The sequence below is a fragment of the Rossellomorea oryzaecorticis genome, from assembly GCF_045897515.1.
GTDB classification, from domain to species: Bacteria; Bacillota; Bacilli; order Bacillales; family Bacillaceae_B; genus Rossellomorea; species Rossellomorea enclensis.
This window is the reverse complement of the sequence record NZ_JBJOSA010000003.1, coordinates 264,535-282,411: the sequence shown is the minus strand read 5'-3', so window position 1 is coordinate 282,411 and position 17,877 is coordinate 264,535. Positions and strand designations below refer to the sequence as shown.

Annotated in this window: 22 protein-coding genes and 1 pseudogene; 21 read left to right on the top strand and 2 right to left on the bottom strand. The window is 42.8% G+C overall.

Annotated features, from left to right (window positions below):
- The first annotated feature begins 110 nt into the window (after nt 1-110).
- From ACKA06_RS05595 to ACKA06_RS05530, 14 genes and pseudogenes are all read left to right on the top strand, one after another.
- Nucleotides 111-674: a transposase gene (locus ACKA06_RS05595; protein ID WP_411159189.1), complete on the top strand. Its 564-nt coding sequence runs from the start codon at nt 111-113 to the stop codon at nt 672-674.
- A 147-nt stretch (nt 675-821) separates the two neighbouring features.
- Nucleotides 822-2,306 (top strand): DEAD/DEAH box helicase, encoded by a 1,485-nt coding sequence (locus ACKA06_RS05590; RefSeq protein WP_411159188.1) that lies wholly within the window; start codon nt 822-824, stop codon nt 2,304-2,306.
- Nucleotides 2,299-3,000, top strand: a complete 702-nt coding sequence (locus tag ACKA06_RS05585; protein ID WP_411159187.1) for a ComF family protein — start codon at nt 2,299-2,301, stop codon at nt 2,998-3,000. The genes ACKA06_RS05590 and ACKA06_RS05585 overlap by 8 nt, the downstream gene beginning before the upstream one ends.
- Nucleotides 3,001-3,057: 57 nt before the next feature.
- Nucleotides 3,058-3,465, top strand: coding sequence for a TIGR03826 family flagellar region protein (locus tag ACKA06_RS05580; RefSeq protein ID WP_411159186.1), 408 nt, complete (start codon nt 3,058-3,060; stop codon nt 3,463-3,465).
- Between the two features lie 114 nt (nt 3,466-3,579).
- Nucleotides 3,580-3,843: a flagellar biosynthesis anti-sigma factor FlgM gene (gene flgM, locus ACKA06_RS05575; protein ID WP_411159185.1), complete on the top strand. Its 264-nt coding sequence runs from the start codon at nt 3,580-3,582 to the stop codon at nt 3,841-3,843.
- Between the two features lie 12 nt (nt 3,844-3,855).
- Nucleotides 3,856-4,350: a flagellar protein FlgN gene (locus ACKA06_RS05570; RefSeq protein ID WP_411159184.1), complete on the top strand. Its 495-nt coding sequence runs from the start codon at nt 3,856-3,858 to the stop codon at nt 4,348-4,350.
- Between the two features lie 23 nt (nt 4,351-4,373).
- The gene (gene flgK, locus ACKA06_RS05565) at nt 4,374-5,930 is read left to right on the top strand and encodes a flagellar hook-associated protein FlgK (RefSeq protein WP_411159183.1); all 1,557 of its coding nucleotides are present in this window, start codon (nt 4,374-4,376) and stop codon (nt 5,928-5,930) included.
- 15 nt (nt 5,931-5,945) lie between these two features.
- Entirely contained in the window at nt 5,946-6,851 is a 906-nt protein-coding gene (flgL, locus tag ACKA06_RS05560) for a flagellar hook-associated protein FlgL (protein WP_411159182.1), read from the top strand.
- Between the two features lie 75 nt (nt 6,852-6,926).
- Nucleotides 6,927-7,517 (top strand): DUF6470 family protein, encoded by a 591-nt coding sequence (locus ACKA06_RS05555; protein ID WP_411159181.1) that lies wholly within the window; start codon nt 6,927-6,929, stop codon nt 7,515-7,517.
- Nucleotides 7,518-7,535: 18 nt separating this feature from the next.
- Nucleotides 7,536-7,982 (top strand): flagellar assembly protein FliW, encoded by a 447-nt coding sequence (gene fliW / locus ACKA06_RS05550; RefSeq protein ID WP_411159180.1) that lies wholly within the window; start codon nt 7,536-7,538, stop codon nt 7,980-7,982.
- A gap of 4 nt (nt 7,983-7,986) precedes the next feature.
- The gene (gene csrA / locus ACKA06_RS05545) at nt 7,987-8,208 is read left to right on the top strand and encodes a carbon storage regulator CsrA (protein ID WP_411159179.1); all 222 of its coding nucleotides are present in this window, start codon (nt 7,987-7,989) and stop codon (nt 8,206-8,208) included.
- Between the two features lie 155 nt (nt 8,209-8,363).
- Nucleotides 8,364-9,656 (top strand): flagellin N-terminal helical domain-containing protein, encoded by a 1,293-nt coding sequence (locus ACKA06_RS05540; protein ID WP_411159178.1) that lies wholly within the window; start codon nt 8,364-8,366, stop codon nt 9,654-9,656.
- A gap of 344 nt (nt 9,657-10,000) precedes the next feature.
- Nucleotides 10,001-10,114: pseudogene (locus tag ACKA06_RS21655) on the top strand (flagellin); the annotation flags it as partial.
- Nucleotides 10,115-10,227: 113 nt separating this feature from the next.
- Nucleotides 10,228-10,842, top strand: coding sequence for a hypothetical protein (locus ACKA06_RS05530; RefSeq protein WP_411159177.1), 615 nt, complete (start codon nt 10,228-10,230; stop codon nt 10,840-10,842).
- 252 nt (nt 10,843-11,094) lie between these two features.
- Here the strand turns inward: ACKA06_RS05530 and ACKA06_RS05525 are convergent, their stop codons facing one another.
- On the bottom strand, nt 11,095-12,018 hold the full coding sequence (locus ACKA06_RS05525; protein ID WP_411159176.1) for an endonuclease: 924 nt from the start codon (nt 12,016-12,018) through the stop codon (nt 11,095-11,097).
- Nucleotides 12,019-12,175: 157 nt separating this feature from the next.
- Here ACKA06_RS05525 and flaG point away from each other — a divergent pair, with 157 nt between their 5' ends.
- From flaG to ACKA06_RS05500, 5 genes are read left to right on the top strand one after another with little or no spacing between them, the layout of a single operon-like run.
- Nucleotides 12,176-12,532, top strand: a complete 357-nt coding sequence (gene flaG, locus ACKA06_RS05520; protein WP_411159175.1) for a flagellar protein FlaG — start codon at nt 12,176-12,178, stop codon at nt 12,530-12,532.
- Between the two features lie 15 nt (nt 12,533-12,547).
- Nucleotides 12,548-14,098 carry a flagellar hook-associated protein 2 gene (locus ACKA06_RS05515; RefSeq protein WP_411159174.1) on the top strand — a complete coding sequence of 517 codons (1,551 nt, stop codon included), beginning with the start codon at nt 12,548-12,550 and terminating at the stop codon, nt 14,096-14,098.
- Between the two features lie 34 nt (nt 14,099-14,132).
- A complete protein-coding gene (fliS, locus tag ACKA06_RS05510; protein ID WP_411159173.1) occupies nt 14,133-14,537 on the top strand; it encodes a flagellar export chaperone FliS in 405 nt (134 codons plus the stop codon).
- Entirely contained in the window at nt 14,537-14,884 is a 348-nt protein-coding gene (locus tag ACKA06_RS05505) for a flagellar protein FliT (protein ID WP_411159172.1), read from the top strand. The genes fliS and ACKA06_RS05505 overlap by 1 nt, the downstream gene beginning before the upstream one ends.
- An 8-nt stretch (nt 14,885-14,892) precedes the next feature.
- Nucleotides 14,893-15,288 (top strand): hypothetical protein, encoded by a 396-nt coding sequence (locus tag ACKA06_RS05500; protein ID WP_411159171.1) that lies wholly within the window; start codon nt 14,893-14,895, stop codon nt 15,286-15,288.
- A 57-nt stretch (nt 15,289-15,345) separates the two neighbouring features.
- On the opposite strand, the gene ACKA06_RS05495 is transcribed toward ACKA06_RS05500, so the two are convergent.
- On the bottom strand, nt 15,346-15,615 hold the full coding sequence (locus tag ACKA06_RS05495; RefSeq protein WP_411159170.1) for a DUF3949 domain-containing protein: 270 nt from the start codon (nt 15,613-15,615) through the stop codon (nt 15,346-15,348).
- A gap of 418 nt (nt 15,616-16,033) precedes the next feature.
- Between ACKA06_RS05495 and hpf the strand changes: the two genes are divergently transcribed.
- Together hpf and ACKA06_RS05485 are read left to right on the top strand one after the other, a co-directional pair.
- Nucleotides 16,034-16,612, top strand: coding sequence for a ribosome hibernation-promoting factor, HPF/YfiA family (hpf, locus tag ACKA06_RS05490; RefSeq protein ID WP_064566675.1), 579 nt, complete (start codon nt 16,034-16,036; stop codon nt 16,610-16,612).
- 119 nt (nt 16,613-16,731) lie between these two features.
- On the top strand, nt 16,732-17,862 hold the full coding sequence (locus ACKA06_RS05485; RefSeq protein ID WP_411159169.1) for an aminopeptidase: 1,131 nt from the start codon (nt 16,732-16,734) through the stop codon (nt 17,860-17,862).
- The last annotated feature ends 15 nt before the right edge of the window (nt 17,863-17,877 follow it).

Sequence of the window (17,877 nt, the reverse complement as noted above, 5' to 3'; positions counted from 1 at the left end):
TCGACCAATCTGTGCCAGGCACAGGCTTTATTTAATATGAAAAGCAGGAAAATGAAGAAGAGTGTCGAATATATGTAGTTGGTCATTATTAATCTAGAAAGGATGATTCAATGGGAAGAAAACCTCGAGTATGGTCACCTGGTACGATTTATCACATTACTGCACGAGGGAACAGGAAAAATAATATTTTTAGGGAAAGCAAGGATTACCACCACTATCTATCACTTCTATTAAGAGCAAAACTCCGAATGCCCTTCATCTTACACTCTTTCTGCCTAATGCCTAACCATATCCATTTAGTAATCGAAACCATCAATCATTCCCCTACTGAGATCATTCATTATATCCATTCCATCTATGCAAGATATTTCAATAGAAAATACAATTATGTTGGACATGTGTTTCAAGGTCGCTACTATTCCAAGGAAATTAAAAATATGAAGCAGCTTCTGGATACCAGCAGCTATGTTCACTTAAACCCTGTGAAATCCAGGAATTCTAATATGCCTGAGGAATACCGCTGGAGTAATTATAAGAGTTATATCAGTAAGTTTGATGACAAACTTACTGATAAGGAAAAGCTCTATGAGACTTTAGGTGAAAATCCCCAGCAAAAGTATCAGTTCTATGTTGAATCAAAATTGAAAATTAAAGACTGGGAGAAACCGACTTAGAATTTGGGAAGTTTGTTGGTGCCAGGCACAATTACGGTGTATTGTTCCTGGCACAAAACGCTCAAATTGTGCCAGGAACAAATAGGGCATTCTGTGTCAGGCACAGGCACCACCATTTTAATTTACTTAACCAAAGGAGGAACCCAAATGAGATTTACACAAGAATCCACCCACCTCACCCCAGAACAACTACTCCCCAACCCAACCACAGCATTCCAAAAAATCTCCACCATACAACTCCCGACCCCATTCCCACCAAATCCATCATTCCACTATTCTACCGCACTCCAACACTACCTCTCCGGCCGCGCCCTCCTCCCAGACGAACTGCCATTCTCAATAGAGATCCTCCACGAACACCACCTGAATGGCTACATCACTTACGGAAAAGGGGTGGAGAACAATCACTGCCACCGCTGCGACAATAGAAAAAAACATTTATTTGCCCGTTTTAACTGTTTCCGCTGTAAAGAAGACTGCACCTATTGCAGAAACTGCATCATGATGGGGAGAGTCTCGGAGTGCACCCCTCTCATCACCTGGAGCGGCCCAACACCCACAACCAGCAACCAACCTATTTTCGACTGGACCGGCACCCTCTCCAAAGCCCAGCAGGAAGCATCAAATAGAGTAGTAGACACTGTCCAAACCAACGAAAATCTACTAGTATGGGCAGTCTGCGGAGCAGGAAAAACGGAAGTCCTGTTCAAAGGTATCCACGAAGCTCTCTCCCAAAACAAGCGGGTCTGCATCGCAGCCCCGAGGACCGATGTCATACTCGAACTTTCACCGCGTCTTCAAAAAGTCTTTCCCAACACATCTATCACCACACTGTACGGAGGCTCTGATGACCGTCACGAATACGGCCAGCTCGTCCTCTCAACTAACCATCAGCTGTTCCGATACGAAAAAGCATTTGACTTCATCGTCATAGACGAAGTAGATGCCTTTCCCTACAGTTACGACCCCACCCTGAAATATGCTGTGGAAAAAGCACGCAAACCTGAGTCCTCCATTGTCTATTTAACAGCGACCCCAGACTCCCAAACACAGAAGAACTGCTCTGCAAAAAAGCAAAATCATATCCGCATACCGGCCCGTTACCACCGCCACCCAATCCCCGTGCCACGGTTCGCCTGGTGCGGCAATTGGAATAAGTCATTTGAGAAACACAGAATTCCTTCCCAGCTAAAGAAATGGACTCTCCAAAGACTCCAGCAAAACAAACAGGCACTCATCTTTTTCCCGTCTGTAAAAATAATGGAAAAGGCACTCCCTCTTTTTCAAAAGTTGAATCCCGCCATAGAATCCGTCCACGCAGAAAACCCAAACCGAAAAGAAAAAGTTCAAAAGATAAGAGACGGTGAAATTCCGATTCTGCTCACCACCACAATACTGGAAAGGGGCGTCACCATCCCGGGTATTGACGTAGCGGTAGCTGGGGCCGAGGACCAAATTTTCACCGAAAGTGCACTTGTTCAGATTGCGGGAAGGGCTGGGAGAAGTGCGGATCACCCAAAAGGGGATGTGGTCTATTTTCACTACGGCAAAACAAAAGAAATGATCAATGCCATCATGCACATTTACAGCATGAACAAAGAAGCAGGGAAGCGGGGGTTGATCAATGGGTAATCATTGTCTGTACTGCGAAAGTACCATTAAAGAAACCATCACATGGAAAGGTCTCTTTCGCAGCGATCCTCAATACCTTTGTGGGGAATGTCAAAAAGGATTGCAGCCGATAGAGGGACAGAGGTGTTTGCATTGCTCACGTTCGCTTGAGAAGCTTTCAGATGAGTTGAAAATAGATGAAGTGTGCCGGGACTGCTTCCGCTGGGAGGAAAATCCCAACTGGCAAGGCATCCTCCTGCAAAACACTTCTCTCTTTGAATACAACGACTTCCTCAAGGAATATCTAGCACGCTATAAATACAGAGGCGACCACACACTGGCAAAAACATTTGGAACTCCACTTGCAAAACACCTAAAGCCGCTCCAATTCGACCATATCATTCCCATCCCGCTCAGCGAAGAAAGACACTATGAACGAGGCTTCAATCAATCTGTTTGCCTTTTAGAAGAAGCAGGAATCACTGCCTCGCATCTCCTAGCAAGGTCCCACTCGGAAAAACAATCAAAAAAATCCCGTCAAGAAAGGCTTCAGCAGAAGCAGGTCTTCACACTAACTGACAAAAACCTCGCAGGCCAGTCCATCCTCCTCTTCGACGACATCTACACAACAGGAACGACCTTGAGACTATCAGCCAAACTGCTCAAAGCAGCCGGTGCCGAAAGAGTCACATCCCTAACTCTCGCACGGGGCTAACAGATTTCGTTTTCCTTCCGATATAAGAAATAAGAAGAACACCGGGAGGAAATCAAAATGTCAGAAATCACAAATTGCCCGCGCTGTAATGCGCTTTTTATGAAGAATAAATTCCGTGACGTTTGCGAGAAGTGTTATAAAGAAGACGAGAAGATGTACGAGACGGTATATCAATTTCTAAGGAAAAGGGAAAACCGTGCTGCTACAATGGAGACCATCATGGAAAAAACGGGCGTTGAAGAAGAACTTCTATATAAATGGGTGAAAAAGGGGCGGATTCAGACGAAGTTATTCCCCAACCTGGGTTACCCATGTGATAAATGTGGAAAGATTATTAATAACGGCAAACTTTGTCAGGGATGCGCGGATTCATTAAAGAGGGACTTGCAGCAGTTTGAGGCGAATAATGAATGGAAAGAAAAGATGAAGGAACAGCGTACGTACTATACGACACGTGACAAGTGAACCAGAATGAAAAATAGGAAGAACTCACCAGTCGAGAATCCTAAACAAATTCGGAAGATTACCGATATACTTATATAGAGACACTTTGAGCGTGAGGAAAGCGAGGGAAACAATATGAAAATCAATAATATTGGGAACCAGAATATCAATCCGTATCAGCGAAACATGAATAAGCTGAATTCAGCGGAGAAATCAGGCAAGTCACCTTCTGATAAAATCGAGATTTCAACTGCTGCGAAAGAGATGCAGGAAGTTTCGAAGCTTGGCAAGGAACGTCAGGCAAAGGTAGAGGCACTGAAGGATCAGGTACAGAGCGGGAATTACACAATCGATCCGAAAGCCATTGCCAAAGGACTGAACCATTTTTACCAAAGCTAGGAGAGAGCAGACATGTCAGCATCCACATTAATCGCGACACTTGAAAAACTGTATAAGCTGAACAAAAGTTTGCTTGATTTATCTGTAAGGAAAACAGATGCGGTTAAAAGCGGTGATATGAAAGGGCTCGACGGCCTGTTAAAAGATGAGCAGAAGCATATCGCCGCTATCAATACGGTCGAGAATGAGCGGCAGCGGCAGTCTGCGGGATACCTGACATCACTCGGTCTGCTGACCGAAGAACCGCCGACCCTATCTCAATGCATCGAGTACAGTGAACCTGACGATCAGGCCGTACTCCTTGATTGGCAGAGTAAAATGACAGAGCTGATTTCCCAATTGAAAGAACGGAATGAACTAAATCAGAAACTCGTTTATCAATCCCTGCAGTTTGTAAATATGAATCTATCAATCATGCAGCCTCAGGACCAACAGACAACTTACGCCCGCCCGAACGGGGAGAAAAAATCACCCCGGCAGCGATCACTTTTTGATTCACAGGCTTAAAACTTTGAAACGGAGGCACCACCATGCGATCTACTTTCCACGGCCTTGAAACCGCGAAACGCGGCATGTACACACAGCAAGGCGCCCTTTATACGACAGGCCACAACATTTCCAATGCGAACACGCCCGGCTACAGCCGCCAGCGCGTGAATTTTGAACAGACGACGCCGTACCCGGCTCCATCCATGAATCGTCCTGATATCCCGGGTCAAATGGGAACCGGTGTAGAGGCAGGGTCTATTCAGCGTGTGCGCGATTCGTTCCTTGATGTTCAATACCGCGGTGAAAACAACAAGCTTGGGTATTGGGAGTCGAAAATGGAAGCGATGAAGAAAATGGAGGAAGTCATGAACGAGCCATCTGAATCCGGTCTGTCCAAAACGATGGACATGTTCTGGCAGTCACTCCAGGATCTTGCCGTCAATCCGACGAATGCAGGTGCCCGCTCGGTTGTCCGTGAAAGAGGTATCGCCGTCGCTAATACTTTCAACTATTTATCCACCTCACTTGCAGGAGTGCGTGGTGATTTGAAGAATGAGCTGTCCGTAACCGAAAAGCAGATCAACTCACTGACAAGCCAAATTGATAAAATCAACAAGCAGATTGCCGATGTCGAGCCGCATGGCTATTTACCTAACGATCTCTATGATGAACGGGACCGTCTCCTGGATGAACTTTCACAGCATGTCACCATCCAAACGAGCTATCAGTCCAGCGGCGGTGCGTCTTCACCGATTGCAGAAGGACAGGTGACCGTGAACCTGGTCGGCAAGGACGGGAATTTTGCCGTGAATCTGGTTGGGAAAAACGGTGTGAACAAATTGAAGTTATCCACCGAAGGTCCGCAGGGTACGGTCGATTCCATTACGATCGGAAATCAGAAGCTGAACGTGAACGACTTCTTATCCCAAGGTGAAGGGAAGCTAAGGGCGCTCATCGATACATATGGATACACCGACAAAAACGGTGAAGCACAAGGTTCCTACATTACGATGCTCAACGAACTAGACAGCATGGCGTATGAATTCTCGAAGGCTTTCAACGAGCAGCACCAAAAAGGGGTGTCCCCGGCTGAGCTCGAAGACCCAAGCGTCGAAACACCGAAGTTCTTCCAGGATGCGAAGGATGCTTCAGCTGAATTAGAAGACGTTGATAAAGCAGGGTTCGCACAACGTATGCAAATTGCGGATGAACTGAGCAACCTCGATATGATCGCAACGGCAAGTGCTGATAATCCGACACTCGGCGACGCAGCCAATGTGAGCGCGCTTGCTGATATCATTACAACGGTTGAACTATCATACGGGGAAAAACCAGCTTCATTTAGAGCCCATTACGAATCGGTAATCGGTGCCATGGCAGTTGAGTCTCAGGAATCCGTGCGGCTGTCACAGAATTCCGGTGTCCTCCGCGGTGCCGTGGAAGAACGCCGGATGTCCGTAAGCGGTGTTTCTCTTGATGAAGAAATGACCGATATGATCAAATTCCAGCACGCATATAATGCTTCAGCGAGAATGATTACACTCCAGGACGAAATGCTTGATAAAATCATCAATGGCATGGGAACTGTGGGAAGATAGGAAGGTGAAATGTAAATGCGCGTAACACAAAGCATGTTAACCAATAATTCAATGAGAAATTTGAGCTCATCCTATGCCCGTATGGGCCAGCTCCAGGATCAGCTTGCCACCGGTAAAAAAATCACCAAGCCTTCCGACGATCCGGTAGTCGCGATGAAAGGAATGTTCTACCGTTCGAACCTGACGGGAATCGAGCAGTATAAGCGGAATTTATCGGAATTATATTTGTGGATGGATAACTCAGAAGCCGGGATTGATCAGGCGAACCAGGGGCTGCAGCGTGTCAGGGAGCTGACACTCCAAGGAAAGAACGGAACGCTAAGTGAAGAAGACAAGAAAGCTGTTGCCGTAGAAATCGAACAGATTAAAGCGGATCTGGTGGGAGTGGCTGAAACGAAGGTTGCCGGGAGATATATTTTCCACGGAACAGATGTTGGAAACTCACCTATTAAAGATGGAAATCCTGCAGACGGCAGTGCCCCTCAGGTTGCGGATAATCTGACCAGTACTGTGATCGGTAACTACAATGTAGAAGTTTCTCAGGGCGTTTCATTGAAAGCGAACGTCAATCCAGGCAATGTCTTCAGCCAGAAGTTGTTTGATACGGTGCACAATATTCAAAAAGCATTGGAATCGGGTGATACCGAAGCTCTTGATACAGAACTCGAGAACTTGGATGATGTCATGGAGATCCTGTCAGCAGAGCGTTCCGAACTGGGAGCCCGCTACAACCGCCTGGAAATGATCGACGACCGTCTCGGCCAGCAGGAAGTAGTGGCGAACAGGATTCTGTCTGACAACGAAGATGCAGATATCGAACGGGTCATCACGGATTTGAAGACGCAGGAGAGCGTCCACCGTGCTGCTCTCGGCGTTGGGGCAAGAATCATCCAGCCGACTTTAATGGACTTTTTAAGATAATTGTTAGGGGACCAACCCTTTAAGGTGTTTCGTCACCTAAGGGGGTGGTCCCCTTTTAAATAGAGGAGAGATACGATGAACTTTCCACAGATACGGCTGCAATCCACAGCTGCCTCTATCGGCATAAAAACAACACCGGGCAGGGTGGAAATTGAAACACCGCCACCTGCCCTTGAAATTCAGCAGCCGAAAGCCAAGATGGATATCGAACGCCGACCATCTAAGCTGACGATCGATCAGACGGAAGCACGGGCAGACATGGATTTAAAATCCGTGCGGCGCAGGATAGAAGATTTTTCACGGCAGGGGTATGAAGACTGGTTATCCGGACTCGCCCGCGTTGCTCAGGACGGCGACGAACTGATGAGAATCGAGAACGACGGAAATGCCATTGCCGAACAGGCAAAACGAAACAGCGAAAATCCAATTTATGATTTTAATATAGGCTGGATCCCATCGGCGGGAAGTGTGAAGATCCAATACGATCCAGGTGAGGTGAAGGTCCATGTTGAACCTCAGAAAGTGATTAATAATACACAGGTTGTAAAGCCGGACGTAAATGTGTCAAAGGCACAGGTAGATATAAGTCTCCAGAGGTATGCCGATTTGCAAATTGATTTTGTGAACTTAAAACATGTTGGAATTAATTACGAACAGGAAATTTAAAGGCAAAGGAATGAGAACATGATTATAAACACGAAATATCATGGCGAAATTGAGTTCAAAGAAGACAGTGTGTTGAATTTTGAGCAGGGGATCCCGGGATTCATTGAAGAAAAGAAATTCGTCATCCTCCCTCTGCAGGACAATGAGTTGTTTCACATCCTGCAATCCGTTATCACCCCTCAGCTCGGATTCGTGGTAACAGATCCATTTCTATTTACAAAAGAATATGATTTTGAACTTGATCAGGGAACGGTAGAATTATTAGGCTTCACTACTGAAAAAGATGTCAAAATACTGACCATCCTTACAATGAGGGAAACCTTGAATGAATCGACAGCCAACCTTCAAGCGCCAATCATCATCAACCTGGCAAACAACAAAGCCAAACAAGTAATCCTAAATGATACAACCTATCAAACAAAACATCCAATCTTTGCTCAGCACGAGCAAGCCGGTAAGGAGTGAGACGATGCTGGTACTTACAAGAAAAACAGGCGAAGCCATCCAAATCGGGGAAGATATCGAAATCAGCGTGGTGTCGATAAAAGGAGATCAGGTGAAGCTCGGCATCAACGCACCGAAGAACGTCGAAATCCACCGGAAAGAAATCTACCTGACCATCCAGGAAGAAAACAACGAAGCCTCCAAAGGAATCGACAACCTCCTCAATATTTTGCCGAAAAAACAATAATTTTTTTATGTGAATCTATTAAACCCTGGTAAAAACGACCGATAATAACCATGTAAGCAAGGAAGAAAAGGGCGGCCGACCTTTCTGTTCTTTGTAAACCAAATACTGAACAGTTCACAAGGATGTGGACTTACTTTCAAGGAGGAAATTACGTAATGAGAATTAATCATAATATTGCGGCTCTTAACACATATCGTCAGATGGGTGCTGCTAACAATGGGCAAATGAAAGCTATGGAGAAATTATCTTCAGGTCTTCGTATTAATAAAGCTGGAGATGATGCAGCAGGCTTAGCAATCTCTGAAAAAATGCGTGGACAGATTCGTGGACTAGAGCAAGCTTCTACAAACTCTCAAGATGCAATCTCTTTGATTCAAACTGCAGAAGGTACCTTAAATGAAACGCACTCTATTCTTCAACGTATGCGTGAATTATCAGTGCAAGCAGCAAACGGAACACAAACAGATGAGGACCGTGACGCATTACAAGCTGAAGTAAAACAGTTAAAATCAGAAATAGACAGAATTGGTAATACAACTGAGTTTAACACTAAAAGTTTGTTAAATGGTGAGCAAAATCAAGCTTCAGATATTACAACAGCTGGAACTGCAAATATTCAAGGTGCTCAAGTAAAAGACTTTATGGTTGAGGATACTTACACTCTTACTGTAGCTAGTGCTGATGAGGTTGCAACAGATATAAATGCTGGAGGAACTGGCTTATCCGACGCTACAAAAATAGATTTAACAACAACAACTAACGGTGCTTTTAATATAGGAGATACTTATTCACTTAAGGTCGAAACTGGAACAACTGCTTCAACATACAAGGTTTCATTATTAGACTCTAATGGTGCAATTGTTGGGAGTGCTGTAGATAATATTAGTACAGCATCTGGAACAACTGCTTTCTCTGTAGGTAGTGATGAGTTAACTATTGATAATACTGCTATTACTGGCAATGGAACAGCAACTTTTACTATTGGTGAAACTGCTAATTATACCTTGGCTGATAGCAACTCCAACACAGTAGCTTCTTTAACAGGAGAAGTGACTACTGATGGTAAGGTTAAAATTGGTGGTTTAGAACTAACAGTTGATAATACGTTAACTGCTAATAGTGGTGACACTGAAATTGAAGTTTCAGGAGAAGGATTACGTTTCCAAATTGGTGCAAACCAAACTCAAACTACTTCTTTGACTATTGGTGATATGAGATCATCCGCATTAGGTGTAGATGGTATTGATATCTCTACTCAATCTGGTGCTGAAACTGCTATTACAACAATTGATAGTGCCATTAAGTCAGTTTCTGAAGAACGTGCTAAGCTTGGTGCAAATCAAAACCGCTTAGAGCACACAATCAACAACTTAGGTACATCAGCTGAAAACTTAACTGCTGCTGAATCTCGTATCCGTGACGTAGATTATGCTTTAACTGCTGCTTAAGTAGTGACAAGCACAGTCGTCCTGACTGGTAACTGTCAGAGATCATAATTGGGTGAATTGCTGGAAACCCCTTAGAGCTTTTCTTGCCACAACGTAGTTGGAAACGACAAGCGTGATGGTTTGATAAAAGAAAAGATTGGGCAATCAGCAGCCAAGCTCCTGTCTTGAAAAAGTGGAGAAGGTTCAACGACTAGGATAGACCATCTAAGGCGAAAGCTAGGGTGATGAAATCCGTAGGTGAAACAATGGTCATCAGCATTGTGAATCCGAAGTGCCCAACCCCTACTGGAATTCCAGAGGGTGAAGATATAGTCTGGTCATTTATGAAAGTAAATGTTCGCACGATGGCGAAAGAAATGATGAACCAAACAAAGAATTCTATTCTTTCTCAAGCAGCACAAGCAATGCTTGCTCAAGCAAATCAGCAACCACAAGGAGTTTTACAACTTCTTCGCTAATTTTAGATTATTTGAAAGAGACTCTAGTTCATATACTAGTGTCTCTTTTTTCTCTATTTGAAAAAAGCGGGTAATTAGAGGTATTATGCTAATAATTGTAAACGGGAGGACTTATGAATATTTCAATTACAAATATAAATCAATTAACGTATTTAGAAGTCGTAGATAAAATTATCGAACTAAATAAACATGTTAGAGATTTTTGGTCAAATGCATTAGGTTGGGCACCAGTTGAAGCATCAAATTTATTAAGTAAATCAAGACTGGATTGGCAAGTGTCACTTTCCTACTCAATGAAGAGGTGGAATGAGTGCTCTTGTTACGAAGCGGAAGATGGGGATTTAATACTGGCTTGGGCAAACCTTGGTACTTTAGTAGAAGGTACTATAAAACTTTTCCTTTCCGTATATTTAAATGATTATTTGGATGATTCGACAAATTACAAAAATAAAAAGGGTGTTATCCACCCAGACGAAATTACATTTGAAAAACTCCGTCAATATTTTAAGAATAAAATTTGGAAAGATAAGGTGTCTGCTTCAGAATTTGACGATTGGGTTTTATTTATGCAGCAGAGAAGAAATGCAATACACGCTTTTAAAAGTCGAGAAATAGGCACCTTCGATGATTTTAAATCACATACCAAGAAGTATCTTGCCTTTTTGATGTATCATCTAGATAGACTACCTTATCCAGACGACCAATACGGTCCTGATTTATATCTTTAATATACTTTGATTTGTTCTGTATATTATAGAAGCTTGAGTGCTAGTCTAAAGCTAGTGTCAAATCAAGTATGTTATATAAGAATCGGTGTGTACAAAGTACCTAAGATGTCTACCAATTGTTGAAGCAATTCTTAGGTAAAGTGGATAGGGAATATTTTGTTTTTGTTTGTTTGGACCCCAAGAATCAGCCAACAACCATCAACATTTGTCAGGAAGCGTGGGGACGTATCTCCTGCTTCCTTTGATACGGAGCTAAGATTTTATATATTGAAAGCATAACAAAGTAAGCAAACTATTATTTAATCCAGTAAGTCCGCTAAGCATTTTCAATCGTTGTATATTCCCCTGACTTATCATTATTTGATAAGACCTAGTCTCCTCTTCTTTTCTAGAGCTCTCAATAAAGCTCAAACTTTCTTTTGAATAGAATCTCTCATTTCTGTATAACTCTAAATGTTGATCCAGTAACAAAAGTCGCTTATTAATTTCTGCAGTGGGTGATTTCAATGATAGATATTCAGGAAGATAAATAGTAGTCCTTCTTGAAGTGAATTCCGAAAAACTAATATCAAAAAAGGGTATGAATTTTCGATTCATACTTGGATGTAGATAAGGCTCGATAAGCTTTAAAAAGTATAGGATTTGAAACTTATCATAGAGGATAATTCTGTTTTGCTTATCTTGAGAAAACGACAGGTGGAATTTTTCTTTTAGTAGCTTGCAAAGTTGGAGATTTTCCAGAGGTGAAAAACTTTCTGTAGATAGGATTATTTTCTTCGGTATGTTGCCTTGTATTTTCAAGTGGCCGTCATCCTGATACCACCAGGCAAGGGTCCTAGCAGTAAGATGATCTGAGATAAAACTGAGCGGGAGTATTTTCTGGCCATCTTTATACCAAAGGTTTCTTAACACAGTAATGGCTTCATGGGTTTTGGACTGCACGTAATATCCTTCTGTATAACCTGATTGTACTCTCTGGTCTTTTACCTTCTTATATTTAGGAGCATTTAATGGAAGATGATCTCTTAGGGTTGAATAACAATGCTCACACCATTCCTTATCTTTTTTAGAATGAGTAAATTGGAATCGAGGTTTTCTCCCTTCTTGTTTTGTGATACAGCCATCACCTAATAACTTCCCGTTCATGATATCAAAAAATTCTATGTCATCTCCCATAATATTCCTCCTACCGATAGGAATGTATGTTCTTATTTTAATTATAAACTACTTTGTTCCTATTTGTATAAATGAAACTCCTTTCTTTTAGAAGAAACTAAACTTTTCCTTCTCTCTCTCCGATATAACCCATATACCCCCCAAGGAGGATCAACCAATGATTGAAAAAGTGACAGGCAGTATTCAACCCACACAATCATTTACCAAACCAGAAAACAATCAAAACGAAGCAGTGACATACATACAAGGACAGGAACGACATCAAGAAGAGACCAACAACCAGCCTGTCACGAGAGAAAAAGTGGAGGATGTCGTTCAGGGGATGAATGAGTTTTTGCATGCTTCGAACACACATCTTAAATTTGAGTTTCATGATAAATTGAAGGAATACTATGTAACGATTGTAGACGAGCAGACGAAGGAAGTCGTCAGGGAGATCCCGGCAAAGAAGATGCTTGATATGTATGCAGCGATGACTGAGTTTGTAGGATTGATCGTTGATAAGAAGATTTAAGGAAGGTGATTCCTGATGGCAGATATGAGAATCGGCGGGCTTGCGAGCGGCATGGACACCGATCAAATGATAAAAGACTTAATGAAGGCGGAGCGTATCCCGCTCGATAAATTGCAGCAAAAAAAGCAGTATCTTGAATGGCAGCGTGATGATTACAGGGACATGAATAAGATGATGTTTGATTTTAGTAATCTTATTTTTGACGGAGTTATGAAGCAAGGTACATATACGCAGAAGACGGTTTCCGTTTCTGACCCAAATGCAGTGTCCATAAAAAATATAAATTCCACTTCTGATTTTTCCGGAAGTATTAAAGTAAACAAGCTGGCTACTGCAGCGACCATGTTTGGATCAGAAGTTACCCAGACGGACATCGATGGTAACCCATTTGATCCAAGCAAAAAGATAAGCGAATCCCTTCAGTTAACTGAAGAGCAGGTTATAAAAATTAAAGCTCTTAAAGCTGATGGAACAATGGAAGAAAAGTTTACCGAGATTAAGTTTGACCCTGAAAAGGAAACGCTTAATAGCTTAATAGGGAAAATAAATAATCAGACAGGCGTAACGATGTTTTACGATTCCCACACCAAACAGATGTCTGTCATGAGCAAAAATACCGGAAGTAATGACGGGGGACCAGAAATAGAGCTTGAAGGGGATTTGTTTACTTCATTGAACCTGGCAGCGAATAATGACGATGCTGCATTATTGACAGATGCTGACGGGACCCCGCGCGGTACAGCTGGTACCAATGCTGAATTTGTCTATAACGGAATGAAAACAGAACGTGCATCAAATACATTTATGATAAATGGATTTGAGTTAACCCTAAAAGACACAACGGATACCAGCGTCACATTTACATCTAAACCCGACACCGACAAAATCCTAGAAAAAGTAGTTAAATTCGTGGATGAATACAACAAACTGATCGAAAAAGTAAACGGCGAACTCAACGAAAAGAACTACCGTGATTTCAAGCCTCTGACAGCTGAACAAAAAGAAGCGATGGAAGAAAAAGAAATCGAGATGTGGGAAGAAAAGGCACGGAGCGGAACTCTCCGCAATGATTCAGTTCTTTCTTCTGCAATGAATAAAATGCGGATGGATCTTTACACTCCTGTTTCCGGAGGTACTTCAGGGACAGACCAGCTGTCACAGATCGGTATCAAGACCTCAAGCAACTATTTGGAACGTGGAAAATTAATCATCGATGAAGCCAAGCTGCGTGAGGCTATTTCAAAAGATCCCAATGCCATCTATGAAATCTTCGCAAAAGACGGCGCAACATCCGGAGAGCAGGGAATTGCCCGACGTCTGCGTGATACATTGAAAGATACGATGGATAATGTAGAGAAAAAAGCAGGTAAAGCTTCCAGTACGAATAATACTTTTGCTTTGGGACGTTTATTAAACAATACGGACAATCAAATCGACCGCTTCGAAGACCGCATGATCCAAGTCGAAGACCGCTACTGGCGTCAGTTCACTGCCATGGAGAAAGCGATCCAGCGGGCGAATCAGCAATCCATGTATCTCATGCAGCAATTCGGCGGAGGCATGTAATATTTTTTAACAGCAACAAAAAAGGAGTGTCAATATGGCCATCAACAATCCGTACGCAGCATATCAGAATAACTCGGTCACTACTGCGTCACCGGGTGAGCTCACGCTTATGCTTTATAACGGAAGCCTGAAGTTCATTCATATAGCTAAGAAAGCCATTGAAGAGAAAAACATTGAATTGAAGAATACTAACATCCAAAAAGCACAGGCCATCGTCAGCGAGCTGATGGTCACGCTTAATACGGATCTTGAAATATCGCAGAACCTCATGTCACTTTATGACTATATCAATCGCCGCTTAACGGAAGCGAATGTAAAAAACGATCGAACTATTTTAGAAGAGGTCGAGGGTTTGATCACTGAATTCCGGGACACCTGGAAACAGGTCATTCAAGTCAATCGCCAGAAGCAGCATGCCGGACAAGGCAGGCAGGCATAATGAGTTCGGTTTTGCTTTGCCACTCGATTACGAAGCAGCTGAAACAAGCTATTGAAGAAGTGGCAGGCGGTAGTCGAGAAACTGTGATAGAGAAGATAGAAAAACTGCTTGAAGAAAGACAAAGCTTGCTCGGAAGTATCAAGCCTCCTTTTTCATCAGATGAGCAGCTGCTCGGCAAGGAGATGATGGAATGGAATCAGGAAATCGACCGCAAGTTAATTCTCCTGCGTACAGAAATCAAACGGGACATGAACGGATTAACCAAGAAAAAATCATCGGCTCAGAGGTATACGAATCCATATCAATCCCTGCAGCATGATGGAATGTTTTACGATAAAAAGAAATAGGTGATTTTTTGACAAAAGCAGTTACATTTGATGAGAAACAATATAAATTGCTGGCCCGATACGTGAGCATGCTTGAAACAATTGAAGAAGCTTTGGAATATGTCACGGCCAGTTTCTCAGACATTGAAAAAACGGAAGGTGACCGCGTCCTGGCCGATGTGTTCGAAGCACTGGGACAGGTTTCAGAAAGTAATAAAATTTTCATAGAGTTGTTCAAGGAGCATAGTGACATTATTGGAGTATTAAACAAATTCACTCATGTCACCGATCAGGCACTGAAACTGAACGGTCATTTTCAGGAAAGCAATATAAAAGAAGAAATCGTAAAAGGCAAACTTTCGCCTGCATTTTCTGCCTGGAAGCTGAAGATCGATCGAGTTTTGAAGCCGTTATTGAATAATTAATATTAGTAAACAGCCCTGGGTTTGAGTGGGGCTGTTTCTTTTACGACTATTTCCGATTTAGACATTTTGCTTGCGATGTTTAAACCAATAGATGATAGAAGCAAGTATATTAGCAAGAAAAAATAGCGGATTTCCCTGCATATTGCTGTGAAGCGCCAGCTCCCCGGCATTCATCGTATCGTACATCTCCCCTTGGGTACGGCCTTTTTTTCTATGTTTCTCCTCTTCCTTTTTTAAGGTAATTAGAAAGCGGTATTGACACGGCAGGATGAGGAGTGAAATAAGAATATATACTGCAATCATGATGAGGAACACTTCAAAGAGCATTGAGATTGCCTCCTTTGCGATAATACTTAATTATACGTTTTGGAAATGGATAAAGTTTCATGATGAATGCAGTTATGTGAACCTGATATAAACTAAATCCCGGTACACTTTTATCATTTGAAAATCAGTCACAAATCTGTACCGAAACCTCCACCAATCCTTCAAATATGCCCCGTCTAAAACTCGAATTCAGTGAGATAATAATAGTAGAAAGAGTGAATGGTTAATCAACAAGCTCCACACCCTTTCACTCTTCCCATTCTTCAATCCCTTATGTACCAACACTTTCGACATATTTCAAAATCCTGTGACAAAAATCTTTTTAAAATGACAAAAAATTTTGAAAGTTTAAGCAGGAATATTCGGGGGAATGAAGAATATATACAACATAGCTTTATTTTTAAAAGGAGGAGTTTACATGTTGAATTACAACATTCGAGGCGAGAACATTGAGGTAACTCCAGCGATTCGCGAACACGTGGAGAAGAAGATTGGCAAGTTAGATCGTTACTTTAATGAAACTCCTGATGCAAATGTACATGTTAATCTGAAAGTGTACCCTGATAAAAATACTAAAGTTGAAGTGACTATTCCAATGCCGCACCTGGTCCTTCGAGCAGAGGAACGCAACACGGACATGTATGCGGCCATTGATTTAATAGTGGATAAATTAGAACGCCAGATCCGCAAGCATAAAACAAGAGTGAACCGCAAAATGCGTGAAAAGGGCAGCCCGAAGGAATTCTTCGCAGCTCAGGAGGACCTTAACCACGTATCTCCGAATGGAGCCGCTGCCATTCAAGTTGAGGACGAGACTGAATCAGAAGTAGTGCGTACGAAGCAGTTCAACCTGAAGCCGATGGACAGTGAAGAAGCCATCCTGCAGATGGACCTGCTGGGACACAGTTTCTTCGTCTTCACGGATGCCGAAACAAACGCAACTAACATTGTATACAAGCGCCGCGATGGTAAATATGGATTGATTGAAACGAACTGATTATACAATCAAAAATCCTGCAGTCATATTTGGCTGCAGGATTTTTTGCAAGCTAGACAGAGGTTTTTTCCAATTTTTGTCGAATGATAGTACTAGACAAAAATTGAGGGGGAACCAATATGAGAGATCCACGATTAGGGAAGTTGGCAGAAGTACTTCTGACGCATTCATTGAAAATGAAAGAAGGAGAAAAGCTCCTGATTACAGGCGAATATACTACGAAGCCGCTCGTGAAGGAACTGCTTCGTAAAGCATATGATATGGGCGTCATCCCATATTTTGAATTTGGTGATCAGGAATTGATGCGTATCATGGCGACAAATGCGAAAGAGGAACAGATGATCCTGATGAACAAATGGAATATGGACAAGTATCAGGATCTCGATGCATTCATCAGCATATCGAGCGACCCGAACGACGCCGAGATGAGTGAGGTCCCGGGCGAGCAGTGGCAGCTTCTCATGCCTCTCGTAAAAGAATCGAATGATTACCTAGTCCAGAAAAAGAAATGGGTTCTATTAAACTATCCGAATCCGGCACTTGCCCAGAAGGCAAAGATGAGCTACGACACGTTCTTCGACTATCTCCTTGAAGTGTGCACCGTCGACTACAAGCAGATGGAAGAGGCCCAAAAGCCGCTCAAGGATCTGATGGACCGCACGGATAAAGTGAGGATCACTGGTGAAGGGACCGACCTTACTTTTTCTATAAAAGATATCCCGTCGGTCATGTGCTTCGGGGAAAGGAACATGCCGGACGGGGAAGTGTATACGGCGCCGGTCAAGGACAGCGTGAACGGTACGATCACCTACAATACGCCTACGCTGTACCGCGGTTTTTCGTTTGACAATATCACACTGACATTCGAAAACGGGAAGATCGTGAAGGCTACAGCTGATAAAACAAAAGAACTTAATGAAATTCTGGACACCGATGAAGGCGCGCGTTTTATTGGGGAGTTTGCAATGGGTGTGAACCCGAAGATCAAGGAGCCGATGCTTGATATCCTGTTTGATGAAAAAATAGGCGGGAGCTTCCATTTCACCCCGGGACAGGCTTATGAAGGAGCGGATAATGGAAATCGTTCCAGCGTACACTGGGATATGGTCTGCATCCAGCGTCCAGAGTACGGGGGAGGAGAAATCTACTTTGATGATGTGTTGATTCGGAAGGATGGACAGTTTGTTATAGAAGAGCTGAAAGGGTTGAATCCGGACGCCCTCGTTGCAAAATCAACCGTGGGAGTTTAGGAGATTTTCTTTTAA